The organism is Rhodopseudomonas sp. B29, assembly GCF_000333455.1.
In the GTDB taxonomy this organism is placed as follows: domain Bacteria; phylum Pseudomonadota; class Alphaproteobacteria; order Rhizobiales; family Xanthobacteraceae; genus Rhodopseudomonas.
Genome location: NZ_BADD01000133.1, coordinates 1 through 6,726 on the forward strand (window position 1 = coordinate 1; position 6,726 = coordinate 6,726).

Below are 6,726 nucleotides of genomic sequence, written 5' to 3' on the forward strand. Positions count from 1 at the left end.
TGAGTCAGGTCTTCTTCTTCCGGACGATTTGCTTTTTCTTTGGCCGGCCTTTGCGCTCGTCCCCGGCACGCACCGCTTCCGCGATCTCGGCACGCAGCTTCACGATACCATCCGAATGTTCGTCGAGGTCGCCTTCGTACCCGAACATGCGCTGCTGCTTCATGCTTCCGCGCGCGACGTGTATTGCTCGGTCGCCGCCGAACGTCGAACTCCACCGGCCATGCACCACCGCGACGCGGACGGCATTCACGTCGTGGCACCTACCCATGAGCTTCTTGAGTATCGGATCAGCGTCGCCGTCCTCCTCGATAGCGGACGCCGCGGCCACGGCCGTGCAGAGCTTCGCGAAGTCGAAGCCGGCGGTCATGATATCGTCGTGCTCGAAGTCGATTCCGACCTTCTTTCGGAAGATCTTCCGCAGGTCGAACTCAAGCTGGGAGTATTCGTAGACGAACCGCCCGATCTCGCGGAACAGGTCGTTCTTGTCGCCCGGCCAGGCGATGATGTCGGCCAGTCGGTTCGACTCCATCCGCACGCGGCGCTTCTTCACAGAGTCAGCCATCGGTCACCGTCCGGAACAGGGCCACGCTTTCTTGAGGGCGTCTGGAAGCATGATCGCGGGCAGACCGCCGCGCTGGCTCGGGTTGTCCTTAAGGTAGGCGCAGAACACGTCGGTTACCTGCTCAAGCGTGGCACGGTCGGGCTTGCAGTAGCCGACCACCCTGTTGAGCGCGAAGTCGATCTCCACGTCGTTGTTCGTCAAGTCCTTGCCGAAGTGTCGTCCGGAATCGATAACCGCCGCGGCATGGGCGGCGGAGTCGTATAGTCCAGCCACATAGCTGACGGCTGCGCGCCGGTCGTAGCGGCACCAATCGTAGACGTCGTTGCCGGAATAGAATGTCGTCGCAGGCACCTCAACCGCGCCCGCCGCAGTCCCAATCAGGCCGAGCGCCACCGCAACCAAACTTACTCGGATCCCGCTCATCACTCTCCCCAAAGTTGCGACTATAATGATCGGAACCGGGGTCGGAATCGAGGGGGCCGAGCGAGGAAAACCGTGTTTTTGGCGGCAGCCACCATGGCCTGGACGGGCCCTGCGCTGGCCAACGGCTTTGCCGATTGTGTGCTCAGCAATATCTTCTGAGGGTGACTAGAGTGATGCCCCGGAATGCCGCGACCAGGGCAAAGCTCTATCTCGTTAGCCGGACAAAGCATCGTCCCGGACAACTTGTAACCGGAAGCCACAAAGAATGATAGGAGACATCCGGACCGCGAAGGACATCGCGCAGGCACTGGAGGACTGACAATGAAGGTCAGCAAACTGAAGAAATTCAAGGCCGCTGAACACCTTCGGACACCGGAAGCACGCGCCGAGTATTTGAACATTGTGCACGCCGTCGGCGATCCCGATGAAGTGCGTGTCGCGCTCGATCTTGTTGCCCAAACTCAGCGCACAAGCGCGATCGCAAAAGCTCCTGACAACGATGGAGGCACGGAAGGCGAGCGTAGATCAGAAAACCAATCCATCTAGCCCTCCGCCCATCCCAGCTCCCGCATTACCAAGCCCAGTGCCTCTAAAGCGAATGCGGCATCTTCATCCACCAGAGCACGCAGCCCTTTGGACATCATCTCGTTGTCTTTGCCCCGACTATGGAAGCGGGCGACGATCTTCGCCGACCAGCTCAGCGCCGCCTTATGGTGGGGCGCCCCTTCGACTTCTTTTGCCACCTTACTGAGATCACAAGCTAGAATAGAGCGATCATGGCTCTGACTTACTAACCACGCCGACAAGAATACGGTCATCGCATTTCGGCAATGATCGATAACCGAGATCGGCGACTCCCTAAATGCCGAGTTCAAGACGCGTTCATAGGCTTGCCGGACTACTTTCTGTAAGTCCGACGGAACCTTGGCCGTGTCTAGATTTGGCAAAATTCCGAATGCCGATAGCGCCTTCAGGGTTACAATTAGACAACCCGTCGCATCGATTTCCGCTTGAATGATTCGCCATCCCGAAACTGTAGTGGCATTGCCGAGGGCCATGATCAGTCCCAAACCTTCACGTTCCTCCACCAGAAGTGATCGGCAGGTCTTGTAGAAGAACAGCGACTTCGAAGTTCGTCCACCTGGCCCCTCTTGGCGGCCAAAAGGGTCTTCATAGGGGTGGGGAACCACGTAGTGGTTCGTCGGTTGGGTGAATTGCGGATCAGTTTCGTAAAGCCGGCCGCGCCGTGTGCGGGTCACTGGGTCAAAAGTATCCTCGCGTAGCACCCAATGAACCGGCCCAGTTGGCGCTTTATTCCAGTCTTCCAAATTCCTGATTAGCCGGGCCCGGGTCACGATCGGAATGGGGACGGCGGGCATCAGCAGCCCAATGTTTGATCCTACGTAGACTAGCCCGGTTTGCTGCTCGATGCCCAAGTACATTGGCTCATCCTAAGATAATTGAACTATTTTGCAGTCAAACAATAGGAGGTGCTTCGACCGCGTGCATGAGGCGTGAATTTGCAATCAGTCTTGTGTTCAGTCTCATCGTATTAACCCTCCATTCACCATACCATCGCCCCCAGCCCGCCTCCGCCGGAACGAAGCAATTTGCTTCAAATTAGATTCGGCGTGGGATGGGAGGCGAGCATGGCCCGGATCGATTATCTGAACGACCAGATTTCGCGTGCTGAGCGGTTGGCCAAGAGCATTCTGGACGAGCTGACGGCGGCGCGACTGCGCGCCTTCGCGGCGGAGTGCCGGGCCGAGCTGGCGGCCGCCCAGCTCCGCAACGAGATGGGCCTGACCTCGCAAATGGCCTGACGTCTGGGGCCACGGGTCGCCGCCTCCCCCCGGCGCGGCGATCTGCCGCTGTGCGGCGCAGCGGCCACCGGGAAAGCGGTCTGGCGTGAAGCCAGCGCTGATGAAGCCCAGGCCGGTGGGCCGCGCGCCCTATGATCAGCCAGGCCGGATGTGCCTGGCCGATCAAAACAGCTCTCCGCTGCGAAGGTTCGGCGTTATTCGGCTCCGCCGCGATCCTTCTCCGCCTCCCCCCGACGGCATTTCCAAAGAGACTTCGGCGCCCCTCCTCCGCCGCCGATGGCGCGTTTTCTGCCCGCAACAGCACTTCACCTCCCCGCTGCTCATCGCACTCGCACAAAGCCGTCCAACGAGGCAGCAGTTGCACAACAACCGAACTAATCACTCGCTCTGCAATGCGAGAATGCCGCGTAGCACCACCGCCGGTTAGCTGCGGGCGCGCTACGATTTCGATTTTTTCCGTTTCCTCCCAGGAAAAAATGTTTTTTCACGATTGATTTTCACTCGCGCCGTGTTCTAGTCTCCGCCCGCCGGACCTCAACGGAGAGCGTCATCAGAGATGCGAATTAGCTCGCATCCACGCGCTCTCATCAACGGAGCGCATTGATGAAGTCGCGAGATGACGGAAGTCGGACGGTCCCCATGACGTCGGTGACCCGGCGTAAGGCCTTGCAGATTGCAGCAGGCGGCGCCGCCGCGACTGTCGCGGGGCTTGCAGCTCCCGCCGTGTTCGCGGCGAACGAGAAGCTTCTGATCGGCGTGCCGTCCTCGCTGTCGACGCCTTACGGCGTCGCCGACGACACCGACCATCTCAATGGTACCAAGCTCGCAGTCGAAGAGATCAATGCGGCGGGCGGCGTGCTCGGCCGGCAGATCGATCTGTTCGTGCCGGACGTCGACAAGCTGTCGCCGGAAAGCTGCCGGCAGGCGATCGCTGCCTGTATCGACAAGAAGGTGCACGCGATCTCCAACGCCTTCCTGTTCGCGCCGATCCCGGCGATGGACGAGGCCGCCAAGTACAAAGCTCCCTATCTGCAGGGCAATACGCAGCGCGCCGCGACGCTGGCCTACAAGGCCGATCCGGTCAAATACAGCAACATCCTGCAGACCGATCCCTCCGAGGTGAACTACGGCTGGACCTATCCGCTGTGGCTGACCAAGATGGAAGAGACCGGCGTCTGGAAGCCGAAGAACCGCAAGATCCACATCGTCGCCGAGCAGGTCGGCTATTGCCAGACCATCCTGAAGGCCGCCAAAGAGGCGATTCCGAAGTACAAGTTCGAGCTCGCCGCCGTCACCGACATTCAATATCCGGTCAACGACTGGAGCCCGGTGATCCAGAAGCTCAAGGAAGTCGACGCCGGCGCGATCATGATCGACCACTGGGTCGCCGCCGAATACGCCGCGTTCTGTAAGCAGTTCGCCGCCGATCCGGTGCCCGGCTCGCTGGTGTATCTGCAGTATGGCCCGTCGCAGCCGGAATTCCTCGAGCTCGGCGGCAACGCAACCGAAGGCTTCTGCTGGAGCACGGTGCTCGGCGTCTACGGCGACAAGACCGGCCAGGATTTCCGCGCCAAGTATCTCAAGAAGTATCCGAAATACGTCGGCAACATGGGCCTCGTCTACACCGGCAACGGCTACGACATCGTGCAGTATCTGAAGCGGTCGTGGGAAGCCACCAAGGCGCCCGAAGACTTCGCCGCCAACTGCAAGTGGATCCGCGAGAATCCGTATCGCGGCGTCTGCGGCATGATGAACATGAACAACGAATTCCAGGAAGGCCTGCACTACCCCGACAACGGCTTCGGCAACCAAGCTGCCGAACTCGAGAAGGGCATGAGCCAGTTGTTCGTGCAGGTGCAGGACGGCGCCCACAAGATCGTCTGGCCGAACGAGATCGCGGAAGCGAAGCTCAAGCCGGCGCCGTGGTGGTAACTGGAAGGCCGCGGTTCGATGCAGGGAATGCCGTTCTTCTCGTGTGAGGATCTGTCGCTGAACCTGGGCGGCCGCGAAGTGTTGCGCAACATCAGCTTCGATTTGCGCGAAGGCGAAGTGCTGGGAATTATCGGCCCCAACGGGGCCGGTAAGACCAGCCTGCTGGAAATCCTGTCGGGGCGTTTTCGTCCCAAGACCGGGAAGGTGTATTTCGAGGGCCGCAACATCAGCGACCTGTCGCTGTTCGAGCGCGCGCGCCTCGGCATCGGCCGCACCTACCAGACGCCGTTGGTGCCCGAAGAACTCACCGTCGGCGAAACGTTCAAGGCGGCACGCCAGGCCTACGAACCGTGGCTGACACGGTTCGACGCCGAATACGGCGCGCAGCTCGTGCGCTTCCGCGTGCCGTACGACCGTCCGACCACAAGCCTGAAGACGTTCGAACGCCGCAAGCTGCTGATGGCGACACTGCTGATGCGCCATCCCAAGATGCTGCTGATGGACGAGCCCGCCGCCGGCCTGATCAACGCCGAGATCGACGAGATCGATCAGATCCTGCGGATGCTGTCCAAGGAAATGAACGTCGGAATTGTCATCGTGGAACACCGCATCGAGCTGCTCGAGTCGATCGCCGACCGCGTCGTGGTGATGGACGCCGGCGAGATCATCGCCCAGGGCGAACTCGCCGACATCATCGACAGCGAAGCGGTCCGCGCCGCGTATTTCGAGGCGCATTGAGGCCCATGACCGAAGTACTCAAGATCGAAGGACTGTCGGCGGGCTACGGTCCGCTCCGGGTGATCCACGACCTCGACCTCGTGATCCAGCCCGGCGAGCGCGTCGGCATCGTCGGCCTCAACGGCCACGGCAAGACCACGCTGTTCTACGCCATCGCCGGACTGACCGGCTGGCAGCGCGGCTCGATCCTGCTCAACGGCCGCCAGATCGGCCGCACCCGCAGCCAGGGCCCCGGCCGCTACACCCACCAGATCGTCCGGCAGGGGCTGGCGATCATGCCGCAAGGCGATGAAATTTTTCAGGGACTGACGGTGGAGGAACATCTCGATTCCGGCGCGTTCACGCGCGAGGCTTGGCGCACCCGCAAGGAGCGCAAGGAACGCGTGCTCGATATTTTCGAGCCGCTGCGCAAGCTGATGAAGACGCCGGTCGGCCGGCTGTCGGGCGGCGAGCGCCGCATGGTGTCGATCGGCCGAGGCCTGATGACCGACGCCAAACTGTATCTCGCCGACGAACCATCGCTCGGGCTGGCGCCCAAGATCGGCATCGCGGTGATGAATGCGTTGCTCGCCATCGACCTCAAGGATTCGGCGATGTTCATCGCCGAGCAGAACGTCGCGCTGCTCGAAGGCCGGGTTGACCGCATCATCGGCATGCATGCCGGCAAGCTGAAGGGCGAAGCGTCGTCCTCGTTCCGCCTCGGCGGCGGGCACTGAGCGATGCCGATGGATATTGCATTCGTCCTCATCAACGCGATCACGGTCGCGGCCATCTACGGCCTGATCGCCATTGCGGTCTCGATCACCTGGTCGAGCCTCGGCCTCGTCAACCTCGCCTATGGCTTCGTGTTCTCGTTCGCCGGATACGCCGCCTGGCTGATGGCGACGCAGGTCTCCAAGGATCCTTTCCTGGTCGCCGGCGCAGGCATTCTGGCCGGTGCGGTGGGCGGAATCATCGTCTGCCTGCTGGTGTTCATTCCGCTGCATGATAAGCCGGCCTTCACCTCGCGCGGCATGATCGCGACGCTGGCGATCAGCCTGATCGGCAGCCAGCTCTTCCTGATGCTGTTCGGCCCGACCTCGAAGTCGCTGCCTGATCTGTTCGGGCGGTGGCGGACCAAGATATTCGACGTGACGCTGACGGCGGACAAGATCGGCATCGTGGTCTGCTCGGTGGCGATGCTGATCATCGTGGTGGCGTGGATGAAGTCCAGCCGCCGCGGCCTCGAGATCCGCGCCATGATGATGA

Annotated in this window: 8 protein-coding genes and 1 pseudogene; 6 read left to right on the top strand and 3 right to left on the bottom strand. The window is 61.2% G+C overall.

Features of this window, described 5'->3' with window-relative positions:
- Positions 1-4 precede the first annotated feature (4 nt).
- Together I5M_RS05040 and I5M_RS05045 are read right to left on the bottom strand one after the other, a co-directional pair.
- Entirely contained in the window at positions 5-562 is a 558-nt protein-coding gene (locus tag I5M_RS05040; protein WP_022720412.1) for a hypothetical protein, read from the bottom strand.
- Positions 563-565: 3 nt separating this feature from the next.
- Positions 566-985 carry a Rap1a/Tai family immunity protein gene (locus I5M_RS05045; RefSeq protein WP_022720413.1) on the bottom strand — a complete coding sequence of 140 codons (420 nt, stop codon included), beginning with the start codon at positions 983-985 and terminating at the stop codon, positions 566-568.
- A 321-nt stretch (positions 986-1,306) separates the two neighbouring features.
- Between I5M_RS05045 and I5M_RS31740 the strand changes: the two genes are divergently transcribed.
- Positions 1,307-1,531 carry a DNA-binding protein gene (locus I5M_RS31740; RefSeq protein WP_199900018.1) on the top strand — a complete coding sequence of 75 codons (225 nt, stop codon included), beginning with the start codon at positions 1,307-1,309 and terminating at the stop codon, positions 1,529-1,531.
- Here the strand turns inward: I5M_RS31740 and I5M_RS05055 are convergent.
- The gene (locus tag I5M_RS05055; protein WP_022720415.1) at positions 1,528-2,427 is read right to left on the bottom strand and encodes a hypothetical protein; all 900 of its coding nucleotides are present in this window, start codon (positions 2,425-2,427) and stop codon (positions 1,528-1,530) included. The two genes, I5M_RS31740 and I5M_RS05055, sit on opposite strands and share 4 nt — an antisense overlap.
- A gap of 207 nt (positions 2,428-2,634) precedes the next feature.
- Between I5M_RS05055 and I5M_RS33045 the strand changes: the two genes are divergently transcribed.
- The 5 genes and pseudogenes from I5M_RS33045 to I5M_RS05085 all read left to right on the top strand — a co-directional run.
- Entirely contained in the window at positions 2,635-2,808 is a 174-nt protein-coding gene (locus I5M_RS33045; protein WP_022720416.1) for a hypothetical protein, read from the top strand.
- Positions 2,809-3,447: 639 nt separating this feature from the next.
- Complete coding sequence (locus I5M_RS05070) at positions 3,448-4,740, top strand: ABC transporter substrate-binding protein (protein ID WP_022720417.1); 1,293 nt, start codon at positions 3,448-3,450, stop codon at positions 4,738-4,740.
- 27 nt (positions 4,741-4,767) lie between these two features.
- Entirely contained in the window at positions 4,768-5,478 is a 711-nt protein-coding gene (locus I5M_RS05075) for an ABC transporter ATP-binding protein (protein ID WP_022720418.1), read from the top strand.
- Between the two features lie 5 nt (positions 5,479-5,483).
- Complete coding sequence (locus I5M_RS05080) at positions 5,484-6,194, top strand: ABC transporter ATP-binding protein (protein WP_022720419.1); 711 nt, start codon at positions 5,484-5,486, stop codon at positions 6,192-6,194.
- A 9-nt stretch (positions 6,195-6,203) separates the two neighbouring features.
- Positions 6,204-6,726 (top strand): annotated as a pseudogene (locus tag I5M_RS05085) (branched-chain amino acid ABC transporter permease); the annotation flags it as partial.